Consider the following 22529-nt stretch of genomic DNA (forward strand, 5'->3'; position numbering starts at 1 on the left):
GAACGTACGAATACCACAATGGACGAACATATCTCTCCGGTTGCGCTGGAAAAAGCATATCGCCTGCTCAATCACGGGCCGACGGTATTGGTCTCCGCGGAACATGACGGCGTCGACAACGTCATGGCGGCGGCATGGGCGTGCGCTCTGGATTTTGCGCCGCCAAAAATCACCGTGGTGCTGGACAAGCAAACCAAGACCCGCGAACTGGTCGAAAAAAGCCATCGCTTCGTCATTCAAATTCCCAATGCGGCGCAGCTTGAGTTGACGCAGGCGGTAGGATCAGCAAGCTTGTCGGATGATCCGGACAAGCTTGCAAAAAGTGGTGCCGAGCTGTTTCGCATTGATGGCCACAAGATGCCCTTCGTTGCGGGCTGCTCCGCCTGGCTCGCCTGCAAGCTGATTGCCGAACCGCACAACCAAAACACTTACGACTTGTTCATTGGTGAAGTCATCGGTGCGTGGGCGGACGACCGCATATTTCAAAACGGTCATTGGAATTTTGAAAACGCCGACCCAAAGTGGCGCAGCCTTCATTACATCGCAGGCGGCCACTACTACGCCATCGGCGATGCACTCACTGCGGCTGGTAGCACTGAAGACTGACTGCGTGAATTCTCTGCTACGCGTTCATCGTTCCATGTTGTGAGCGCCTATCGTCTCAGGACTGAATGCTGAAAAAAAATCGCCGCACGTAAAATTTTGCGTGCGGCGATTTTTATGAAAGATGAAAAACGAAGGCGGCCATCCAAGCCGGCAAACTATTCCGCCGGGCGCGCTGTCACGATGATGGGTGCGACGTTGTCGCCGTTGCCTTGCTCAAGCGACTGCCGATAGCGCTCGGATCGCTCCATGTTGATCTGGTATTGTTCCTCTGCGTGGCGGTAAGCCAGTTGTTCCGCAGGAGAGCGGCTGCAGCCGCAGACTGCCAGAGCACAAACGACGAGAACCATGGATTGCCACATATACCGTCTCCAGATTGGATTATTTCTTTGAGGCAATCATATACGCAATATATCCTTAAGGCAATTTTGGCGATCATCTTTTTCTGCTGAAAGCCGCGCCAATATTGACGTTCAGTCAACACTGGCGGAATCCGGTACTCTTCGGCACTCTCTGGGCAGCACATCTACCGCTTCACATGAGCGCCACTTCTATTTCTCTCAGCGAAAGGAATCCTTTGTCTGCCATGCCCTCCTTATTGAATAAGTTTGCCTGCACGCTCCTGGCAGGCAGTATCTTGCTGGCCGTATCAGCCGCAGCGCAGGCAGAGAAAACACGCTGTCTCAGCGAATGCAAACCGCGCATCGGCATCGTCTCTGCTTTTGGCGCCGAGGCAGATCTTCTGCTTGAGCAGACACAGAAAAAACGCGACTGGCGTATCAACGGCAATCGATTCACGACGGGCGTGTTACGCGGCAACCCCGTGGTCATCGTGCTCAGCGGCGTGAGCATGGTCAACGCCACGATGGCGACACAACTGATGCTGGATCATTTCCGCGTCGAACGGCTCCTCATGAGCGGCATTGCCGGCGGCGTGAACCCTGCCAATCACGTTGGCGATGTGATCGTACCGGAGAGCTGGGCAATGCCCATGGAGGTGTATTGGAATGGCGATGGCAGCCTGCCTGCGGCATGCGGTAACGCGGGTGACGTCAGTTGCCTGGGATTGAAGTTGGCGACAGAAAATGGCAAGGCCCGCCCGGACTTTCTGGTTGATGCCGCCGGAGGAAAAGTCAGCAGCGGCCTCTTCATGCGCGACAGCTTTGTGATGACTGCAGCCAACGCGCCGCAGGGCGAGTTCCGGTTCGAGTTTCAGGCAGATCCTGAAATGCTGGCGTTGGCGCGCACCTTGCAACCTGCGCTGGCGACATGCGGCCCCAAAAATCCGGCACTGTGTGTAGCTATGCAACCGACATTGAAAGTTGGCGGACGCGGGATTTCCGGCACGGCCTTTTTAGCCAATGCCGGCTATCGTGCGTATCTCTACGAAACGCTGCAGGCGCAATTGGTGGATATGGAGACAGCGGCGTTTGCCCAGGTCGCGTATGCCAACGGCGTGCCCTTCATCGCGTTTCGGAGCGTATCCGATCTGGCCGGCGGCAACGACTTCAAAGATGTCGGCGCCTTCTTCGGCAGCGGACTGGCGGAAACCAACGAGGCGAATGTGACGCTGGCGTTTCTGGAGGCCTGGAAGCGGCGTGCCCGCAAACCGTGACCTCCCTCGTGCCAACGTCTGCGATGAAAAAAAAAGCGGAAGATAACTTCCGCTTTTTTATTTGGTGAAGGCGTTCAGAATCTCGGCTTGACCGTCTTCCAATCCGGCTTGTACTTGCGCATCTGGCGTACGTCATCGCGTGAGCGGATGCCGCAGCCGAGATACAGATCATGCAGCTTCGCCAACTGATCACGGTCCAGTTCCACTCCCAGACCAGGCGCACGCGTGATGCTGACGCAGCCATTGCGGATGGGCAGCTTGCCGCCCTTGATGACTTCTTCGTCGGCTTCCTGCCATGGGTAGTGGGTGTCGCAGGCGTAGGAAAGATTCGGCACGGCGGCGGCCACATGCGACATTGCCATCAGGCTGATGCCCAGATGCGAATTAGAGTGCATCGATACGCCCAGGCCGAAGGTATCGCACATCAGCGCCAGCATCTGCGTGTCGCGCAAGCCGCCCCAGTAATGGTGATCGGCCAGCACGATTTGTACGCTGTTGAGCGCGACGCTGCGGCGAAATTCATCGAAATCGGTCACGACCATGTTGGTCGCCAGCGGCAACCCGGTGCGGCGATGCAGTTCGGCCATGCCTTCCAGCCCCGGTGTCGGATCTTCGTAATATTGCAGGTCGTCGCCGAGCAACTCGGCCATGCGTACGGCGGTTTCCAGCGACCAGTTGGCGTTGGGATCGATGCGCAGCGGCGTGTTCGGGAAGGCTTTTTTCAGGGCCTTGATGCAGGCGACTTCATGTTCCGGATCCAGGGCGCCGGCCTTGAGCTTGATGCTTTGAAAGCCGTTCTCATCGATCATCCTGCGTGCTTGCGCCACGATCTGCTCTTCGCTCAGCGCTTCGCCCCAGGCATCGGGCTTGTAGGGGCTGTCAATGTGTTGCGCATACTTGAAAAACAGATAGGCGCTGAACGGAATTTCAGTACGCACGGCGCCACCAAGCAAATCAACCAGTGGCACATTCAGATAGCGCGCCTGCACGTCCAGCAAGGCGACCTCAAACGCAGAATAAGCATTGCTGACGGCTTTGCTGGCATGCGAGCCGGGAGCCAGCTCGGCGCCTGAGTTATTGGCCGGCGACATGCCCGCCACCGTCGCTTTGACGATGGCCCGCAAGCCGTTGAGGTTGAACGGATCGAGGCCGATCATCTGCGTCTTGACCTTGTCCATGACCGCCAGGGCCGGCGCATCGCCGTAGCTTTCACCCAGACCGAAATGACCGTTGTCGGTTTCGACTTCGATGATGGAGCGCAAGGCATACGGCTCGTGGATGCCGCTGGCGTTGAGCAAAGGTGCATCTTTGAATGCGATCGGTGTGACGGTGACGCGTGTGATTTTCATGGTCTTGGTTCCGAGAATCAGTAGTAATAGGCAGTAATGAATTATTTCTTGCTGGTCTGCGCTGTCGTGCGAGCGAAAAACACCACGACCGCAGCAACCAGCGATGTCGCCGCCAGCGCGTACAGGCCGCCTTCGATCGAGCCGGTTTTTTGCTCAAGGAAACCGAAGGTGGTTGGTGCGACGAAGCCGCCGAGATTGCCCAGCGAGTTGATCAACGCGATGACGGCTGCGGCAATACGCGCATCGAGGTAGGACTGGGGAATCGGCCAGAACAACGAGGACGCAGCCTTGAAACCGACCGCGGCGAAACAGATCGAGACAAAGGCAAACACCGGCCCGCCGAAGGTGGAGACATACATGCCGATCGCCGCAATGACCAGTGCCGCTGCAGCCCATGCCTGCTGGAACTTGAAGCGTGCCGCCAGCGCGGCGAAGAGATACATCGCGATGATGGAAATGATCCACGGAATCGAATTGAACAGGCCAACCTGAAAATCTGAATACGTGCCCATCTTGCGAATGATGCTGGGCAGCCAGAAGGTCGCGCCATAAATCGTCAGCGAGATCGAAAAATAGATGAAGCAGAAAATGACGATCTGGCTGTCGCGCAGCAGCATCCATGCCGAGATGTGCGCCGGCTTGCTCTTCTCCCGCTCGGCTTGTTCGGCGGTGATGGTGCTGGTGATGAGGTCGCGCTCGCTCTGCGTGAGCCACGTGGCGTCGGCAGGCCGCGAATCAAGCCAGAACCAGACAAAGCCGCACAGCACCACGGAAGCGAGGCCTTCGATGATGAACATCCATTGCCAGCCGTGCAGGCCGCCGCCTTCGATCTGCAACAAGGCCCCGGAGACAGGGCCCGAGAGAATCGATGCCAGCGCCGAGCCGCTCAGGAAGATCGCCATCGCCTTGCCGCGCTCGCCATTGGGCAGCCATTGGGTGAAGTAGTAAATCACGCCGGGAAAAAAACCTGCCTCTGCCACGCCGAGTAAAAACCGCAGCGCATAGAACGACATCTCACCCTGTACAAAAGCCATCGCAGTCGCGGCGATGCCCCAGGTGAGCATGATGCGTGTCAGCCATGCCTTGGCGCCGAACTTCTGCAGCAGCATGTTGGACGGTACTTCGAAGATCGCGTAGCCAACGAAGAATAATCCGGCACCCAGACCGTAGGCGGCGGTGCCGATGCCGATGTCGGCGGCAAGGTGCGTGCGCACGAAGCCGATGTTGACGCGGTCAATATAGTTGACGATGAACATGATGACAAACAGCGGCAAGATGCGCTGCTTGATCTTGGATACCGCCTTGTCGAGCGGAGATAAGACCCGCCCTGCAATGCTTGCTGCCTGCGCTGTATTCACTGCCTGTCTCCTGCGTTTTTAGTATGAGAAAAAGGCTGTTGCCTTTTGCGTTAAAACATTAAAACACTAATATATTAGCGTGTCAATGAGACAGAATTGCCTTATCATGCGGATAACACAGAGGATCAGGCTGGCATCAGCCAGCATCTTGCTGAACCTGGCAGTACAGATGTCGGATCTGACCACATGCTCAGATGATTGCACTCGATGGCGCCACCCTCTTTGACGGTTTTATTTTTGCCTTATTGCCGGACCGGATTCCACATTCACGATCACCCATGAACAGCCCTTTGCCCTCACCCCAGCCTCAGCGCCTGCATCAGCTGGACCGCTCACGCCACGCAGCGCCACAGGTATTCGAACGCCTGCGCGAAGCCATCATTACGATGCAGCTCACGCCCGGCACCGTGCTGTCGCGTGCCGAACTGGCATTGCAGTTCGGCCTGAGCCAGACGCCGATTCGCGACGCTCTGATGAAACTCGGTGAAGAAGGATTGGTGGATATTTTTCCGCAGCACGCAACGGTGGTACGCGCGGTGGATATTGCGATGGCGCGACAGGCACATTTTCTGCGTCGCTCGATTGAATTGGAAATCGTGCACACGCTGGCATCCTCGCCCAACGAAGGACTGATCGTCCGGCTGAAAAACAGCATCTCCAACCAGACAGCGCTGGCAGAAAGCGGCGACTACAGTGCCTTTGTCGAGGCAGATCAGGCTTTTCACCGGCAGATGTATGAGGCGGCGAACATTCCGGATCTATGGGCGATGGTGCGCCGGCACAGTGGTCACCTCGATCGCCTGCGCGCCCTGCACGTACCGATTCCCGGCAAGGCGCATGCGGTGCTGCGCGACCACGCAGCTATCGTCCAGGCAATTGCTGCCGGTGACCCCGCAGCGGCGCAAGACGCCTTGCGCACGCACTTATCTGGAACCTTGTCGCATCTGGACGAGATCCGCGAGCGCTTTCCGCACTACCTGAAAGATTGAAGAGATTGAAGAGAGATCGGATCTGACGGATCAGACCGCTGCCGAAAACTTGCGGCCTTCGGTCAGCATGAGATGGAAGTCGGCGGCCGGCACCGGACGAGAGAACAGATAACCCTGCAGCTCGTCGCAGCCCGCCTCGCGCAAGAACTCGAATTGCTCCATGCTTTCCACGCCTTCGGCGATGACTTTGTGGCGCAGCTGCTTGGCAATACTGATGATGGCACTGGCAATCGCGCAATCGTTGGTATCGTCAGGAATACCGGTGGTGAAGGAACGATCAATCTTGAGGGTATTGATCGGAAAGCGCTTCAGATACGACAGGCTTGAATAGCCGGTACCGAAATCGTCGAGCGAGATCGTCACGCCCAACAGACACACTTTTTCCATGATGGAGATCACGCGGTCGGTGCTGTGCATCAGCATGCTCTCGGTGATTTCCAGCTCCAGCCATTCGCCGGTCAGCTGATGACGGCTCAGCGCCGCTCTGACCCGGTCCGGCAAGGATCGTGTGAATTCGCGCGCAGTCACGTTGATGGCGATGCGGATCGGCTCCATGCCGGCTTCTTTCCACCGACGCGCTTGCGCGCAGGCTGCTTCCAGCACCCAGTCGCTGAGCTGGACGATGAGCCCCGTCTCTTCCGCGATGGGGATGAAATCACCCGGCAGCAACAGGCCACGCTCAGGATGCTGCCAGCGCACCAGCGCTTCGGCGCCGGTAATCTGACCGCTGACCAGATTGATCTTCGGCTGGTAATAGAGCAGCAGTTCGTTGTACTCAAAAGCGTGCAGCAGACCGGTTTCAATACGCAAAAGATCGAGCGTATTGCGGTTCATCTCTTCGCTGTAGTAAGCGTAACCACCTTCGTTATTCTCGCCACCCTGCTTGGCGCGGTACATGGCGATATCGGCCAGGCGCAGCAAGGTTTCCGTATCGGAGGCGTCTTGCGGATACATGCTGATGCCGATGCTGGCGCCGACCCGTAACTCATGGCCATCGATGAAAAATGGCTCATCGAAGAGCGCGATCAGTTTTTGCGCGACGAAACCAGCGTGGTAGTCCTTGTCGATGTCGAACAAGGCAATCGCAAACTCATCAGCACCCAGGCGCGCCACCACGTCTTCATCACGCAAAGCCTTGCGCAGACGAATCGCCACTTCGACCAGCAGCATGTCGCCGGCGACGTGACCGAGCGTGTCGTTGATCGGCTTGAAGCGGTTCAAGTCGATGAACATGATGCAGCCGTAGACATTGTCCTGCTGCGCCGCGACCAGCGCCTGATCGACCGTACGCGTCAACAGCGTGCGGTTGGGCAAGCCGGTCAGCGAATCATAGTAGGCCAGATGATGAATCAGTTTTTCGGCGTTCTTGCGTTCGGTGATGTCATTGATGTAGCCGATCATGCCGATGGGCTGACCATGCTGGTCGCGCATGACCGATAGCGACAAACTGGCCCAGAACGCTTCGCCCGATTTTTTACGGCGACGCACTTCCATCTCGCGGCCACCTTGCGAGAGAAACAGGTCGCTCAATGAGGTGTCGTCCTCGTCTTCGTTCTCGTAGAGAAAGAGAACGTTGCGGCCGATGGCTTCGATGGCGGTGTAACCAAAGAGTTGTTCCGCGCCGCGGTTCCAACTGGTAATGAAGCCGGCCTGATCCATCGTGATGACGGACTCATGCATCTGGTTGAGGATCTGCGCCTGCTGCTCCAGCTTGGATTCGATCTGATCCAGCGCGCGGCTGCGTTTTTCCGTGTCGGCGCGATTCTGCAGCAGACGCCCGGTCAAGCCGGCAAAGGATGCCAGCCGGGCAATCTCGGTATCGCTGTATTCCTTGTCGACGGCATCGACTGCCGGAAAAGCATAGTGGCCATAGAGCAGACCTTCATGCGCGACGATTTGTGCCAATACCGAATTGGGCAAAGGCGCTTCCGAAAAATAGCGGCCGTTCGGGCGGCCAAGAAAGGCCGAGACGATTTCACTCAACGCGTCATGCAATGCCAAGCCTTCCAGTCTCAGCACTGCGTCAAGCAGAGCCGAGCAGCAGGCGAGATCATTGCTGCTGAGCGTGGCGATCATCGTGTTATGCCTCGTGACTGACTTTGGATGCCCAGCGATAGGCTTGTATCAAACCGCGGCAATAGCCTTCGGCGGTAACGCCTGCCGAGACCAGATCGGTGTGGCGCAACGGAATGCGACCGTACTCTGCGCGTTCCACCACATCCAGCAGGCGTCCCAGGCGTCCGCGTCGTTGCATCAGGGCATCGACAATATCCTGCGGCAATTTGAGCGGTTCAATAATCAGTCTTAACGGCATCGCCAGCAACACATCCAGCAGCGAGAACATGCCGACGATAAAAGCGCGGTCCTGCTCGTCGCGATCACCGTCCGTTTGCTGGCACAGTGCTTCCATCATGGCAGCGCGCGCAGCGGCGCGCGGCAACAGCGGATTGGCGGATTCATCGCCCGGAAAACGTGCATACAGCAGCAATTGCAACCAACGCTGCAATTGACGGCGGCCCAGCAAATTGATGGCTTGGGTGAAATTGGTGATGTGCGCCGAGAATCCGAACGCTGCCGAACTCACCAGCTTGAACAACTGATAGGACAAGGCGGGATCCTGCTTGAGCAGCGCTTCCAGCTCGGGCGCATCGGCATCATGCGAGACCAGTTCGAGCAGTTTCAGCAGGCGGCCGCGCGAAATCGCGTCCTTTTGCGTGACGGCAGAGGAAGGCAGCAAAGGATATTCGCCACTGAACCAGCGGAAACCTTCGGCACGGCAAGCGTCGAACAGCACGGGATCGGGTACGTTTTCGGCGATATGCGGACCGCGCAGGCTGGTGAGCCAGCTACCGGCTTCCGGCTGAATACCTGCGCTGCAGTCCAACGAAATGGATTCAACATATTCGGAAAACAAGGCCTGGCGCGACGGCAGGCCATCAGCGATCAGACCATAGCCCAACTTGTTCAGACGTTCCAGCAAAGGATGGCGCGCCGCGTCGACGCAATATTCCACTGGAATACGCAGAATCAGATTGGTGTCCTTGGGCGGTGCGCCGAATTCGCCGGCAAACCGTTCAGGATTGGGGACAGTGAGGATGCAGGCGAGACCATTGAGGGCATCGCCGAGACCAAATTCGTTAAAAAGCCGGGAAAACAAATCGCATCCGTTCTCATCGAACGGGGAGACATGAAGCGACAGAGCCGTCCATAGGTAATGAACGTCTGCAACAGGCTGTAGAAACACGAGAGGAAAAGAAGAAGTACTTTTATCCTGAACAGCCATTTTGTATAGATGTCACGGTGAGCAGCCGCAACATTTTTAATTAATTATTAACGATAAATAAGGTTATTTCCAAAAAGAATTCTTATCTAAATCCAAATATTTTTCTAATATACCCGATAAATCACGACTTGCCTAAGTGATCATTCAACTAAAAACATTTCTTGCAAATCGTTTAAAAAACGACGCCCCAGTTCGGTCGGCCGGATGTTCATGTGATCGCGATATAACAGGCCTTTTTTCTCGGCTTCGTTGAGCGCGGCATCGATATTGTTGATCCCCATACCGGTGCGTTCGGCGAACAAATTCGCAGGAAAACCGTCTTGCAGACGCAACGCATTGAGCATGAACTCAAACCCGAGCGCGTCGCGGCCGATCTCACCCTCTTCCTGGATGGCATTGCCGGTTCGCATCTTCTCCAGATAGGTCTGTGGATGCTTGTGGCGCATTTGCCGCACGATGCGATGCGGGAAAGACAGCTTGGAATGCGCCCCGGCGCCGATGCCAAGGTAATCGCCGAACTGCCAGTAATTGAGATTGTGACGGGCCTGATGCTTCGACTTGGCATAGGCCGACACTTCGTAATGCTGGTAACCGGCTGCCGTGGTCAATTCAGTGATCATGTCCTGCATGTCTGCGCTGACGTCGTCGTCGGGTACTGCCGGAGGGTATTTGGCGAACAAGGTGTTCGGTTCCAGCGTCAGGTGATACAGCGACAGATGCGGCGGCGCGCAATCGATGGCGGTCTGAATGTCGCGGCGCGCCTCGTCAAGGCTTTGCGACGGCAAGGCATACATCAGATCGAGATTGAAGTTGTCGAAATTGGCATGCGCGATGTCGACGGCCCTCCTTGCCTGCTCGCCGTCATGGATCCGGCCCAATGCCGCCAGGTGCGTCGAGTTGAAGCTTTGGATGCCGATCGACAAACGGTTGATGCCGCTGGCGCGGTAGGACTTGAATTTTTCAGCTTCGAAAGTGCCGGGATTGGCCTCCATCGTGATCTCAATGTCGACGTCCATGGGCAACAAAGTACGGATGTCCGACAGCAGACGATCAAGACCCGCAGCCGACAACAAGCTAGGCGTCCCCCCGCCGATGAAGATCGAATAAATCTTGCGCCCCCAGATCAACGGCAGCGCCGATTCGAGATCGGCGCGCAAAGCATCAAGATAAGCGTCTTCGGGAAAGCTGCCCTTCACTTCATGCGAATTGAAATCGCAATACGGGCACTTTTTAACACACCACGGAAAATGCACGTACAGCGACAACGGCGGCAACGCCGTCAGTTGCAGACTGCCCGGCTTCAGGAAAGCCAAAGCGGCTTGCGCCGGGCCTTGTCCTTGCTGGGCTGGCTGATCAGACATCGACGACAAGTTGACGCTGACTGGCTTGATTGGAATGATCATCGGAGCTTTTCTACCAGTGCGCGCAGAGCCTGGCCGCGGTGAGAATGTGCGTTTTTCTCTGCAGCGGTCAGCTCCGCGGCCGTCTTGCCCAACGCCGGCAACAAGAAATACGGGTCATAGCCGAAGCCGCCCTCGCCACGCGCATCCGCCACGATTTCGCCGTGCCACGAACCATCGGCAATCACCGGTTGCGGATCATCGGCATGGCGCACATAGACCAGCACGCAGTAATAGTAAGCAGACTTGTCTGCATGCGCCGCCAGATCGGCAATCAGCTTGGCGTTGTTGGCCGCGTCTGACTTAGGCTCACCGGCGTAACGTGCCGACCAGACACCTGGAGCACCACCGAGGGCGTTGACGCACACGCCGGAGTCGTCGGCCAGCGCCGGCAAGCCGGTCAGACGCGATGCATGACGCGCCTTGGTCAAGGCGTTTTCAACGAAGGTAGCGAATGGCTCATCTGCCTCCGGGACGTTGAATTCGCCTTGGGGACGCACGTCCAGGCCGATTTCGCCGAGCAAGGCGCCGAATTCTTTAAGTTTTCCCTGATTATTGGAAGCGAGAACGATTTTTTGTGTCATGACTGGTACCGGCACTAGTGATTGCGGATTGCGGCATTTTTTGCAGCATATCGAGAATGAATGGCGAACGTAAAAACGCCATGTCCGCAGAGAACGGACATGGCATGCCGGGATTGTAAAAGGATTCGGCCAAGGCTGCTGAAACTGTATCCAAGCGCTGCTGGCCGAAATAGTGTCATTTCGACACTTTCCCGAGACTACATCGAGGCAGCTTACTTCGTCAGACCCAGTGTTTGTTTCTGCAGAGACAACAGTTCCTTGATGCCCTTGTCGGCGATATCCAGCAAGCTGTTCAAGGTCGCGCGGTCAAATGCAGCGCCTTCGGCCGTGCCCTGTACTTCGACGAAATGGCCGGCATCGGTCATGACGACGTTCATGTCGGTGTCGCAGTCGGAGTCTTCCAGATAGTCCAGATCCAGCACCGGCACGCCGCGATAGACGCCGACTGAAATGGCGGCAACAAAGCTCTTGACCGGGATCTTGGTGATCAGACCTCGGCCCAGCAGAACCGAAAATGCGTCGTAAGCGGCAACCATGGCGCCGGTGATGGCTGCCGTACGCGTGCCGCCGTCGGCTTGGAGGACGTCGCAATCCAGATGCAGCGTGCGCTCGCCGAAGGCTTCCAGATCAAAGGCTGCGCGCAGTGCGCGGCCGATCAGGCGCTGAATTTCCTGCGTGCGGCCGGATTGCTTGCCTTTGGCGGCTTCGCGATCCATGCGGGTATGCGTCGAGCGCGGCAGCATGCCGTATTCGGCGGTCATCCAGCCCTGCCCCTTGCCCTTCAGGAAACCCGGGACCTTTTCTTCAATGCTGGCCGTGCACAGCACACGGGTATCGCCAAACTCCACCAGCACGGAGCCTTCCGCGTGCTTGGTGTAATGGCGCGTCAGGCGGACGGTACGCAAATCGGCAGTGGCGCGTCCGCTGGGACGTTGAAAGTCAGTCATGTGTTTCCTCTAGAAATCGGGGGCGACGGCCCTGATGGTTGTGTTCAGGACAATACGGGAGAGCGGGTTTTGATGGCGCAGTGGCGCAGAACCGGCAAACTTTTTACAATGCGCTATCCAAACCCAAATACAATCACGCCTCAGTTGTCAGCAGGCTTGTTTAATTAAGCTGGCCGCAGACGCGACGTAATAAATTTTTCACCGGCATTGTCTTGATAAATTGCCGGTTTGTAAAGGAAGCGCACAGCGCCTCCAGCAAATCATCCGGTCGTCCGTGCAAACAGGATGGCCAACACCCGGAGAATCGATTGACCATTTATAGCATGACCGGCTACGCCGTCGCCAAACGTGAAACCGCCGCCGGTGCAATCACCGTCGAAATGAAGAGCGTGAACTCGCGCTTTCTGGATCTGCAGTTCCGCGTCAACGACGACCTGCGCGCCGTGGAACCGGCGATGCGTGAAGCCATCATCAGCAAGCTGGTGCGCGGCAAGGTCGAATGCCGCCTGAGCTTTGGCCGCAAGTCGGCGGAAGGCTCTACTCAGGCGCTCAACCAAACCTTGCTGGCGACCCTGGCTGATTTGCAAAGCCAGATTCGCCGGCAATTCGCCGAAGCAGCGCCGCTGACGGTCAGTGAATTGCTGCGCTGGCCCGGTGTCATCGAAGAAGCGGAAATCGGTCAGGACACCTTGCAAGCGGACGTACTGTCGACCCTACAGGAAACTCTGGCGGCCTTCATCGACAGCCGTGCACGCGAAGGTGCGGCCCTGCAAACCGTCCTGGAAACCCGTATCGATGCGATGGAAGCTATCGTCGCGCGCATCACCCCGCTGGTGCCGCAACTGGTGGCGCAGTTCCAGCAAAAGGCAACCGAACGCATGCAGGAAGCACTGGGACTGGCGACCAAGGACGCCAAGGATGGAGTAACAACACCCTCACTCCCACGCGACGAGGTGCTGGAACGTATCCGCCAGGAAGTCACGCTGTACGGCATCCGCATCGACATCGCCGAAGAACTCGCGCGCCTGTCGGCCCATCTCACCGAGACCCGCCATATCCTGAAAAAAGGCGGCCAGGTCGGCAAGCGCCTGGATTTCATGATGCAGGAGCTCAACCGCGAAGCCAATACGGTCGGCTCAAAAGCCGCCATGAAAGAACTCGCCGATGCGTCGATGGAATTGAAATTGCTGATCGACCAAATGCGTGAACAGGTGCAGAACCTGGAGTAAATGCTTCAATAAGCATCTATATTTAAAAGACATTCAATCAGAACGACGAGAGAGCATTCCATGCCCGCAAAAAATCCTACCTCCGGCAGCCTGTTCATGGTCGTAGCGCCTTCCGGCGCAGGCAAATCGACCCTGGTCAATGCCCTGCTCAAGCAAGAGCCGGAAATCAAGCTGTCAATCTCTTACACCACGCGCCCACCGCGCCCGGGTGAGGAACACGGCCGCGAATACTATTTCACCACTACCGACGACTTCCTGAAGCGCCAGGCGGAAGGCGAATTCCTGGAATGGGCCGAAGTCCACGGCAACTATTACGGCACGTCGCGCCTGATGATCGCCGACCAGATCTCCAACGGCACCGACGTACTGCTGGAAATCGACTGGCAAGGCGCGCAGCAGGTCAAGAAACAGTTCTCGAATGCAATCGGGATTTTCATTTTGCCGCCCTCGATTGCTGCACTGGAAGAACGCCTGAAAAAGCGCGGACAAGACGAAGCGCATGTCATTACACGCCGCATTCTGGCCGCCGGCGGCGAAATCGCTCACTCTCCGGAGTTCGAATATGTTATTATTAATCAAGAGTTTGCAGTCGCTTTGTCGGAATTAACCGCCATTGTCAAAGCGGCTCGTTGCCGCTTCCCGCAACAAGCCGCGCGCAACACCTTCTTATTCACTCAGCTGGGCATCCATGCCAGCAGCTAGGCAGCAGCAAGCTTTATTGCCGCCACCGCGCTGGATCGGGCTTGATTTAAGCTGAACCAGAACCATGTAAGAACCAAGTAATCAGGAGTATTTATGGCCCGTATCACGATTGAAGATTGCCTCAAGCAAATCCCTAACCGCTTTCAGCTGACTCTGGCTGCGACTTATCGCGCACGTCAACTGCTGCAAGGTCACACACCAAAAGTGGACGCCAAGGACAAGCCAACCGTGACGGCACTGCGCGAAATCGCAGCCGGCAAGGTCGGTATCGAGATGCTGAAAAAAGTGCCTGCCTGAGTTTGACCCACGTCCATGCTGCTGACAACGCCAACGTATGAGCCTGACACCAACAGATTCAACCCTCGGTTCTCCGTTATCAGCATCTAGTACTACTAGCAATACCACCCGAGCGTCTTCCGGACGCTCGGCGTCAAAGCAAAATTCGCAACATCCCCCGGCAAACCCTGCTCCCGCGTTGCATAGCGGCGTGGCAACGTTTACCCATCTGACGCACAAGCTCGAGGAATACCTCACCCCTTCCGAACTGAAGAAGGTCAAGGAAGCGTATCGCTTCTCGGACGAAATGCATCTGGGCCAGATGCGCAAGTCAGGCGAACCTTACATCTCGCATCCCCTCGCGGTCGCTGAAATCTGCGCCGACTGGAAGCTTGATGCGCAGGCCATGATGGCCGCCCTGCTGCACGACGTGATGGAAGATCAGGGCGTCAAGAAAGATGAGCTGATTGAACGCTTCGGCGCGCAAGTCGCGTCGCTGGTCGACGGTCTGTCCAAGCTGGACAAGATAGAGTTCCAAAGCCAGATCGAAGCCCAGGCGGAGAATTTCCGCAAGATGCTGCTGGCGATGGCGCGTGATGTACGCGTGATTCTGGTCAAACTGGCTGACCGTTTGCACAACATGCGTACGCTGGGCTCGATGCCGCCGGATAAGAAGCGCCGCATCTCCCGCGAGACCATGGAAGTCTATGTGCCGATCGCGCACCGCCTCGGCCTCAACAATATTTATCGCGAGTTACAAGAGCTGTCGTTCTCGCATCTCTACCCCCTGCGTCATCGCACGTTGCTCAAGGCGGTCAAGGCTGCACGCGGCAATCGCCGCGAAGTCGTGACCAAGATCCTTGAATCGGTCACCAGCACGCTGATCGCTGCCGGCATTCCCGCGCAAGTCGATGGCCGTGAAAAGACGCTGTTCGGTATCTACCGCAAGATGCGCAACAAGCATCTGTCGTTCTCGCAAGTGTTGGACGTCTATGGCTTCCGTGTCGTGGTCGACAGCTTTGCCAATTGCTATGTTGCGCTGGGCACGCTGCACTCGCTGTTCAAGCCGATGCCGGGCAAGTTCAAGGATTACATTGCAATTCCCAAGCTCAACGGCTATCAATCGCTGCATACCACGCTGATCGGCCCCTACGGCACGCCGGTGGAGTTCCAGATTCGTACGCAGGACATGCATCGCGTGGCCGAATCGGGCGTCGCCGCACACTGGCTCTACAAGGATGACGAAGGCAGCCTGACGGATTTGCAGCAGCGTACGCATGCGTGGCTGCAATCGCTGCTGGATATCCAGAAACAAACCGGCGATTCGGCCGAATTCCTCGAACACGTCAAGGTCGACCTGTTCCCGGATTCCGTCTATGTGTTCACGCCGAAGTCGAAGATCATCGCCCTGCCTCGCGGTGCGACGGCACTGGATTTTGCCTACAACATCCATACCGACATCGGCGACCAGACGACATCCGTCGTGATCAATCACGAACCTGCTCCATTGCGCACAGAATTGCATAACGGCGACATCGTCGAAATCATTACCTCGCCGTCATCGCGCCCGAGCCCGAACTGGCTCGGCTATGTCCGCACCGGCAAGGCACGCTCGGCAATTCGCCATCGTCTGCGCACGGTCAATCTGGTCGAGTCTCAGGCACTGGGCAAACGCCTGCTGACCAACGCACTGAATACGCTTGGTCTGGAGCCCGACTTGCCGTCGGCAATCATCGAGCGCCTGCTCAACGAATCCAGTGCCAAGACCATGGAAGAGCTGTACGCCGATATCGGCATCGGCACACGCATGGCGCCGCTGGTGGCACGTCACATCATGGGCATGACCGAAGGTGGCGGCTCGATTCCGCAGCTCGATGTCGAAGGCCATGTCCTGCCGAGCAAACCGGATCCGGTCGTCATTACCGGCAACGAAGGCTCGACCGTGCAACTCGCCGCCTGTTGTCTGCCTATCCCGGGCGACAAGCTGATTGGCCACCTGAAACACGACCAGGCATTGATCGTCCACGTCGAAGATTGCGAAACCGCCAAACGGCATCGCGAAAAAGAACCGGATCGCTGGATTGAAGTAACCTGGGCAGGTGAGCTTAACCGCCGCTTTGAATGCCGCATCACCATTCTGGTCCATAACCAAAAAGGCTCGCTGGCTCGCATTGCAGCTGAAATCGGCGAAGCCGACGCGCATATCGTTTCCGTGAGCATGGATGACGATGGCGATCCGGCAATGAAGCATCTGCGCTTCACCATTCAGGTCGAAGACCGGGTACATCTGGCCCGCACCATGCGCGGCATCCGCAGCATCGACAGCGTGACCCGTATCCTGCGCGAACGCAATTAAGCCGTCGATACAAGGCGTACGCCAACGCGTTTCGCCTTGTTGAGTCCGGTATCTTGCGTCCTGAATATTTCTGCGTCATACCTCGATTTGAGCTTTTATTAGCCACTATGCCGCTATGCCGCTTTCTGCGTTTGCGGCGCTTTCACTTGTTCTTGCGACTCTTGCGACTCTTGCTGTTCTTGTACCTCCGGAACCGCAAAACGCATCTCCCGGTGAGTGCCGTCACAGGCACCGTGCTTGACCTTCTCCGCAACGTACTCAATCAAGGCGCTTACCGCCAGCGACAACTGCCTCCGATTGGGATAGACCGCGTACATGCCGCTCAGGTCACGTTGATACTGCGGCAGGATCGCGACCAGGCTGCCTCGTCGCAAATCCTCCGCGGCCACCATCACCGGCAGCAAAGCAATCCCCAAACCGGCACGCGTAGCGCGCAGCAAGCCCTGCGCCGTGTTAATACACAGACGTGGGGCTATCCGTATACTTTCGACGCCTGCAGGACCTTCCAGGCGCCACAAGGCGGCCTGCGTCGTGTTGGCGGCAGCAAGGCAGTCGTGCTCCGCCAATTCTTCGAGTGAGGCAGGCATGCCGTGTTTTTTCAAATAGGCGGGACTCGCCAGCAAGCCGCGATAGCTTTCGCCGAGTTTGCGAGCCACCAGGCTGGAATCAGGCAATTGTCCGGCGCGAAACGCCAGATCGATGCCTTCGGCGATCAAATCAACACGCTCGTCGCTGAGGACAAATTCCAGCTGCACCTTGGGATGGCGCTGCATGAACTCGCCCACCCACTCCATGGCGAAGTTGTCGAAAAAATCGGCCGGTGCAGCGACACGCAGCACACCACTTGGCTCGCGATTGCCTTCGGATAGTGTTGCCCCCGCTTGCTGGATATCTTCAATCCCCGGCGCGCAACGATCGAAAAACTCACGCCCGGCCGCCGTCATATTCAATTGCCGCGTCGAACGCTGCAGCAGACGCACTCCCAGACTCTCTTCCAATAGCTGCAAACGCCGGCTGATGGTGTTGGACGGCATCCCGAGACGGCGACCGGCGGCGGCAAAACTGCCGGCGCGCACAACATGGACAAAGACGGCGATATCGTTCAGATCCAACATGATTCATTCCATTAATGGATTAGTGAAATCAAATTCTCCCATCTATTGATGTTATTGGAAAGCCTTTATATTCCATCCATCGCTACTTCCCGCGACACCGACGCAGTATTCATCCAAGGCAACTTTCCAAGGAACAAGCATGAGCACTCTTCTTCACATCGACTCCAGCGCCCGCTTCACCGGCTCCATTACCCGCCAACTGAGCGCGGCTTACGTTGAACAATGGCAAGCCAAGAACCCCAGCGGCAAGATCGTCCGTCGCGACCTGGCGAAAGACACCCTCCCGCACATCACCGAAGCGCTGATCGGCGCCTATTACACACCTGCTGACAAGCGCAGCGCGGAGCAGCAATCGATCATCGCCCTCTCCGACACATTGGTGGATGAATTGCTGGCTGCCGACACACTGGTCATCGGTATCCCGATGTACAACTTTGCGCCGCCATCGGCATTCAAGGCCTGGATTGACCATATCTGCCGTGTCGGCCGTACTTTTGGCTATACGGACAAAGGCGCAACCGGCTTAGTTACCGGCAAGCGCGCTATCGTGATTCTGTCGCGCGGCGGCGTCTATTCGGAAGGTCCTGCGCAAGGGCTGGAATTCCAAGGCACGTATATCCGTGGCGTGCTGGGCTTCCTGGGCATCACCGACGTCGAACTGGTGATCGCTGAAGGCGTATCGATGGGAGAAGAAAAGACCAAGCAAGCCATCGCTCAAGCACAGGAACAAATCAGCGCCAACGTCTGATTTTTTCCTGCAAAAAAAGCCGGATCCATAAGATCCGGCTTTTGTTTTTCGCTTAAGCATCGTGCATGGTCTTGTGCAATCGCCTTAGCCCCAGCCAGACGCCGGCTGCAAACACCGGCACCATCACACCGGTCGCAATGTCAGGATTGATGGGCACTCCCGCCGCCTTCAAGGCTTTGCCTGCGTAACCAAACAAGCCCACCATGTAGTAAGAGATTGCCGCCACCGACAAGCCCTCCACCGCTTGTTGCAGCCGTAATTGCTGTGCGGCGCGTGCGTTCATGGACTCCAGGATCTGGCGGTTTTGCTGCTCCTGAACAATTCCCACGCGCGTGCGCAACAAATCGTTGGTGTGAGCGATACGCTCGGCCAGCGCTTCCTGCCGGCGCGCCACCGAGGTACACGTATCCATCGCCGGCGCCAGACGCCGCTCCATAAACTCGCCGATGGTCGGCACGCCTTCCACGCGGCTCTCGCGCAACTCTTCGATGCGGGCCTTGACCAGCCGGAAATACGCCTGCGAGGCTGAAAAGCGATAGCTGTTTTCCAGTGACATCTTCTCGATGCGAGCGGCCAGTCCGGTGATCTTGCGCAGAATCCGCTCATCCTCAGCCTGCGTCTGCTCCGGATTGCCGCTGCTGTGATCCATATCGACCATCGTGGCCGTCAGGGTCGCCAGATCGCTTTCAATTGCGCTCAACACCGGTGCAGCCTGCTGCGCATGCGGCAAGCCCAGCGAGGCCATCATGCGGTAAGTCTCGATTTCCAGAATGCGTTGCGCCAGACGGCCGCCCTGCATGTCGCGCAGATCGATATCCCGCACCACAAAGCGACTGAAGCCATCCGCCTGGATCAGGAAGTCAGTCCAGATCTCACCACCCTGCAACACCTTGCTCGACGACAGCAGTTTGCCTTCGAACAGCCGTTGCATGCTGGAGATACGGCCACCGTTTTCCTCGGTCTCGTTCGACACGCGCTCCAGCACCACATGTGCAGCCACCATGATCTTGCCTTGCAACGCCAACAACCATTGCTGCGGCACATGCTTGAGCGGCGCTTCGATAAATGCTTCATCGATAGTGAGTTCCGACTCGTGATGCTGCGCAAAGGTATAGGTGGCGAACTCGGTATGGCACTCCCACTTCAGGCGAAAGCGTCCGAAATCATGGAAGAAATGCTTGGCATCCATGCCCGGCGCAGTCACACCGAAATGGACGCACAAGTCGGTCAGCAAGGCATGCTGGAATACAGCATGACGACTGGTGTCGGCCGCCTGGTCGCGCACATACACTGCCAGATGCGTCAGACTCTCAGGCGCCTTGAGGTGCAAAAACGGTCGCGAGTGCACTTCTGCGGCCAGTGCAACGCGCTGCGGATGATTCAGATTGGCGTACACGATGGACATGAACTTACCTTTTCAATCAAAACAGAATTCGTATTGCAAGCACAGTGGGATCTGAACAGTAAGCCCTGAATATGACGCCGGGATGATGACGCTACACCAACACAGCGAAGCAGGATTCATTCCACGCATTCACTCTGCACAAAGTGCGCGTCGGCAAGCGCATCCTGCGCGGACGCTTCACGCCAATGATCTTAATTGGGACGGCACGCTCAGCCTTGCGGCGCCGGATAACTCACTTCAAGAATCGTCAATTGCTCGACACCGGCCGGCGTCTGCAAAGTCACTTCATCACCCTCGCGCGCCTTGGTCAGCGTGCGTGCCACCGGCGACACCCAGCTGATCTTGCCGTTGAGCGGATCGAGTTCATCGATGCCGACGATGGTGACGGTGTGTTCGACGCCATCCTGATTTTCATAGGTTACGGTGGCGCCGAAAAAGATCTGATCATTGCCGTGATGGATAGTCGGATCCACTACCTCAGCGATATCCAGACGCTTGGTGAGAAAGCGGATACGCCGGTCGATTTCGCGCAGGCGGCGCTTACCGTAAATGTAGTCGCCGTTTTCGGAACGGTCGCCGTTCGAAGCAGCCCAGTGGACGATACGCACGACTTCCGGACGATCGACATCGATCAGATGCAGCAGCTCGTCCTTGATCCGCTTGTGCCCTTCAGGCGTCATGTAATTCTTTGACCCAGGCGGAATTGCCGGCAACGCCAGTTCGTCGTCATCATCGCCATCGGATTCTTTTACGAATGCTTTATTCATGTTCTCACTTGCATATTTCACTTGGTGCAGACCGGCCGGTATGTCCATCATTGTAGCGGTATGTTAAAGTCGCCGAGAACGCTTTTCACTGATAACTCATATTCACACGGCAGCACCTGCACTGCATTCAAGCCCTAAAAAACCACGCTTCCACAACGCTTCCATCAGTCACTTCCATGTCCACCACTACTCGCTACCGTATCGGCCTGGCCGCCAACCGCGCCCATCAAGACGCCCCGAACTCTGCATTGGTTCAGCTGCTGCAAGGATCACGCGCACGCATCGAAGCCTTGCAACCGGAACTGGTCGTCGTCGGCAGAACACTCGACGCCATCGGTCATCTCGGTCTGCTGCCAAACTATCCGCATATCGAGCGTTTCCCATATGGTCGCCAGGGTGGACTGATGAAGCTGGTGTCGCGTGTGGTCGACAGCGATCCGGCGCGCAAACTGGATGCGATCATTTATCTGATCGATCCGGTTGATCCGTCCTCTACGTTTCCGGAAGCAGTTGCGCTCAAACGCCAATGCGTCATCCACGGCAAACCTTTTTTATCCACGATGGCCGGCGCGCGCGAATGGTTTGAACTGGAAGCAATCGCCAGCGGCGCTGCTCCCGACCCAAAGCTGGATCCTTATTTCGATCTCAGCAAGGAAGGCATCGCACTGATTGCCCATGATTCGATGAAATCGCGCATGCTGGCACTGGCCGAACGTCATTTTGAAGTGCTCGACAGCTTTGCCTTCCGCTGCGCCACCGGCACCACCGGCGGCTTGCTGAACGAACTGGCGATGAAAATCAAAGGCGAGGCCGGACGCAACTGGGTCAAACCGTTTCTCAGCGGCCCGCTTGGCGGCGATGCGCAGATTGCCGAGTTGATCCTGGAACACGAATGCCGCCGGGTATTATTCCTGGAAGATCCACACGTTGCCCGTCAGCATGAAGCCGACATCCAGTTGCTGGAACGTGCAGCCCGTACCGTCACCGACTACGCATCGTGCATGAGCGATGAAAAATGGGGAGATCGCTGGCTGAGCCTGATCAAGCAGCGTCAGGTGGGCTAAAGTCCGGCAGGCTAAAGACGATCCACGATCCCTAAGGCGTTGCCTGATGCGGAACAGCTTGTATTTCCGACGCTTGCCCAACATATGTATGGCAAGCTCTCCGCATCCATAAGGATCAATCCTTGTCGCACAAGATCAGAAAATACCTGCTTGCGCCTTTCATCTATACTGCGGCGATTCTTCTGCTGTTCGAAGAATGGTTGTGGAATGCCAGCAAGCGGCTGTTTGCGCGTTTGCCGCTCATCCCATTCATCGCCCGCCTCGAATCCTGGATTGGTAATTTCTCGCCTTATGCTGCGCTGGCGATTTTCGTGCTGCCCAGCCTCTTACTGTTGCCGGTCAAGATTCTCGCCCTGCTCTCCATCGCACACGGTCACCCTACGCTTGGACTCGTTATCATCATTACCGCCAAGGTACTCGGTACCGCGCTGGTAGCACGCTTGTACGCATTGACGCAGAAAGCATTACTGACCCTGCCATGGTTTGTGCGATGCCGCGATGCCGTATTGAGATTCAAGGACAAGATGATTGCCCAGCTGCGCGCTACGCACGCATGGCAACAAGTGCAAGCCGGCATGGCGACCTTTACCGCCATGCGTCGCAACTGGTGGACAGGTTTCAAGGCGCGCTGGTTTAACAGCAAGGGCCAGAGTAACCGCCTGATGCGCCTGATAAAAAAATACGCCGCAAGGCGGCGTGATCGGGGTGGATAACTAAATCGCTTCAAGTTATTGCGCAA

At 56.9% G+C, this 22529-nt stretch carries 21 protein-coding genes; 10 read left to right on the forward strand and 11 right to left on the reverse strand.

What is annotated here, in order from left to right; all coding sequences use genetic code 11:
• Positions 1–18 precede the first annotated feature (18 nt).
• On the forward strand, positions 19–606 hold the full coding sequence (locus hmeg3_RS13210) for a flavin reductase family protein (protein ID WP_094564130.1): 588 nt from the start codon (positions 19–21) through the stop codon (positions 604–606).
• 155 nt (positions 607–761) lie between these two features.
• On the opposite strand, the gene hmeg3_RS13215 is transcribed toward hmeg3_RS13210, so the two are convergent.
• Complete coding sequence (locus hmeg3_RS13215; protein WP_094564131.1) at positions 762–965, reverse strand: hypothetical protein; 204 nt, start codon at positions 963–965, stop codon at positions 762–764.
• A gap of 224 nt (positions 966–1189) precedes the next feature.
• Between hmeg3_RS13215 and hmeg3_RS13220 the strand changes: the two genes are divergently transcribed.
• Positions 1190–2218 carry a 5'-methylthioadenosine/S-adenosylhomocysteine nucleosidase gene (locus tag hmeg3_RS13220; protein WP_094564132.1) on the forward strand — a complete coding sequence of 343 codons (1029 nt, stop codon included), beginning with the start codon at positions 1190–1192 and terminating at the stop codon, positions 2216–2218.
• Positions 2219–2292: 74 nt separating this feature from the next.
• On the opposite strand, the gene hmeg3_RS13225 is transcribed toward hmeg3_RS13220, so the two are convergent.
• Entirely contained in the window at positions 2293–3567 is a 1275-nt protein-coding gene (locus hmeg3_RS13225; RefSeq protein WP_094564133.1) for a glucarate dehydratase family protein, read from the reverse strand.
• Between the two features lie 41 nt (positions 3568–3608).
• Positions 3609–4925 (reverse strand): MFS transporter, encoded by a 1317-nt coding sequence (locus hmeg3_RS13230; protein ID WP_094564134.1) that lies wholly within the window; start codon positions 4923–4925, stop codon positions 3609–3611.
• Between the two features lie 278 nt (positions 4926–5203).
• Here hmeg3_RS13230 and hmeg3_RS13235 point away from each other — a divergent pair, with 278 nt between their 5' ends.
• Positions 5204–5914, forward strand: a complete 711-nt coding sequence (locus hmeg3_RS13235; RefSeq protein WP_094564135.1) for a GntR family transcriptional regulator — start codon at positions 5204–5206, stop codon at positions 5912–5914.
• A 30-nt stretch (positions 5915–5944) separates the two neighbouring features.
• On the opposite strand, the gene hmeg3_RS13240 is transcribed toward hmeg3_RS13235, so the two are convergent.
• From hmeg3_RS13240 to rph, 5 genes are all read right to left on the reverse strand, one after another.
• A complete protein-coding gene (locus hmeg3_RS13240; RefSeq protein WP_094564136.1) occupies positions 5945–7990 on the reverse strand; it encodes a bifunctional diguanylate cyclase/phosphodiesterase in 2046 nt (681 codons plus the stop codon).
• A gap of 4 nt (positions 7991–7994) precedes the next feature.
• The gene (locus hmeg3_RS13245) at positions 7995–9197 is read right to left on the reverse strand and encodes an EAL and HDOD domain-containing protein (RefSeq protein ID WP_094564137.1); all 1203 of its coding nucleotides are present in this window, start codon (positions 9195–9197) and stop codon (positions 7995–7997) included.
• Between the two features lie 140 nt (positions 9198–9337).
• Entirely contained in the window at positions 9338–10597 is a 1260-nt protein-coding gene (gene hemW / locus hmeg3_RS13250) for a radical SAM family heme chaperone HemW (RefSeq protein ID WP_094566327.1), read from the reverse strand.
• Positions 10597–11181, reverse strand: coding sequence for an RdgB/HAM1 family non-canonical purine NTP pyrophosphatase (gene rdgB, locus hmeg3_RS13255; RefSeq protein WP_094564138.1), 585 nt, complete (start codon positions 11179–11181; stop codon positions 10597–10599). The genes hemW and rdgB overlap by 1 nt, the downstream gene beginning before the upstream one ends.
• Positions 11182–11393: 212 nt before the next feature.
• Complete coding sequence (gene rph, locus hmeg3_RS13260; protein ID WP_094564139.1) at positions 11394–12128, reverse strand: ribonuclease PH; 735 nt, start codon at positions 12126–12128, stop codon at positions 11394–11396.
• A 323-nt stretch (positions 12129–12451) separates the two neighbouring features.
• Between rph and hmeg3_RS13265 the strand changes: the two genes are divergently transcribed.
• The 4 genes from hmeg3_RS13265 (at position 12452) to hmeg3_RS13280 (ending at position 16691) form a co-directional block, all read left to right on the forward strand.
• Positions 12452–13357 (forward strand): YicC/YloC family endoribonuclease, encoded by a 906-nt coding sequence (locus hmeg3_RS13265; protein ID WP_094566328.1) that lies wholly within the window; start codon positions 12452–12454, stop codon positions 13355–13357.
• Positions 13358–13417: 60 nt separating this feature from the next.
• Complete coding sequence (gene gmk / locus hmeg3_RS13270) at positions 13418–14059, forward strand: guanylate kinase (RefSeq protein WP_094564140.1); 642 nt, start codon at positions 13418–13420, stop codon at positions 14057–14059.
• A 93-nt stretch (positions 14060–14152) separates the two neighbouring features.
• On the forward strand, positions 14153–14356 hold the full coding sequence (gene rpoZ, locus hmeg3_RS13275; protein WP_007881846.1) for a DNA-directed RNA polymerase subunit omega: 204 nt from the start codon (positions 14153–14155) through the stop codon (positions 14354–14356).
• 37 nt (positions 14357–14393) lie between these two features.
• Entirely contained in the window at positions 14394–16691 is a 2298-nt protein-coding gene (locus hmeg3_RS13280; protein WP_094564141.1) for a bifunctional (p)ppGpp synthetase/guanosine-3',5'-bis(diphosphate) 3'-pyrophosphohydrolase, read from the forward strand.
• Between the two features lie 113 nt (positions 16692–16804).
• Here the strand turns inward: hmeg3_RS13280 and hmeg3_RS13285 are convergent, their stop codons facing one another.
• Positions 16805–17806, reverse strand: coding sequence for a LysR family transcriptional regulator (locus hmeg3_RS13285; protein WP_094564142.1), 1002 nt, complete (start codon positions 17804–17806; stop codon positions 16805–16807).
• A gap of 139 nt (positions 17807–17945) precedes the next feature.
• On the opposite strand from hmeg3_RS13285, the gene hmeg3_RS13290 reads away from it, so the two are divergent.
• Positions 17946–18554, forward strand: coding sequence for an FMN-dependent NADH-azoreductase (locus tag hmeg3_RS13290; protein ID WP_094564143.1), 609 nt, complete (start codon positions 17946–17948; stop codon positions 18552–18554).
• A gap of 52 nt (positions 18555–18606) precedes the next feature.
• Here the strand turns inward: hmeg3_RS13290 and hmeg3_RS13295 are convergent, their stop codons facing one another.
• A complete protein-coding gene (locus tag hmeg3_RS13295) occupies positions 18607–19959 on the reverse strand; it encodes a DUF3422 family protein (RefSeq protein WP_094564144.1) in 1353 nt (450 codons plus the stop codon).
• 209 nt (positions 19960–20168) lie between these two features.
• Positions 20169–20726, reverse strand: a complete 558-nt coding sequence (gene greB / locus hmeg3_RS13300; protein WP_094566329.1) for a transcription elongation factor GreB — start codon at positions 20724–20726, stop codon at positions 20169–20171.
• Positions 20727–20902: 176 nt separating this feature from the next.
• On the opposite strand from greB, the gene hmeg3_RS13305 reads away from it, so the two are divergent.
• Both hmeg3_RS13305 and hmeg3_RS13310 read left to right on the forward strand, forming a co-directional pair.
• The gene (locus hmeg3_RS13305) at positions 20903–21790 is read left to right on the forward strand and encodes a methylglyoxal synthase (RefSeq protein WP_094564145.1); all 888 of its coding nucleotides are present in this window, start codon (positions 20903–20905) and stop codon (positions 21788–21790) included.
• A 122-nt stretch (positions 21791–21912) separates the two neighbouring features.
• Positions 21913–22503: a hypothetical protein gene (locus hmeg3_RS13310; RefSeq protein WP_094564146.1), complete on the forward strand. Its 591-nt coding sequence runs from the start codon at positions 21913–21915 to the stop codon at positions 22501–22503.
• Positions 22504–22529 lie beyond the last annotated feature (26 nt).

Source organism: Herbaspirillum sp. meg3, assembly GCF_002257565.1.
Classification (GTDB): Bacteria; Pseudomonadota; Gammaproteobacteria; order Burkholderiales; family Burkholderiaceae_D; genus Herbaspirillum.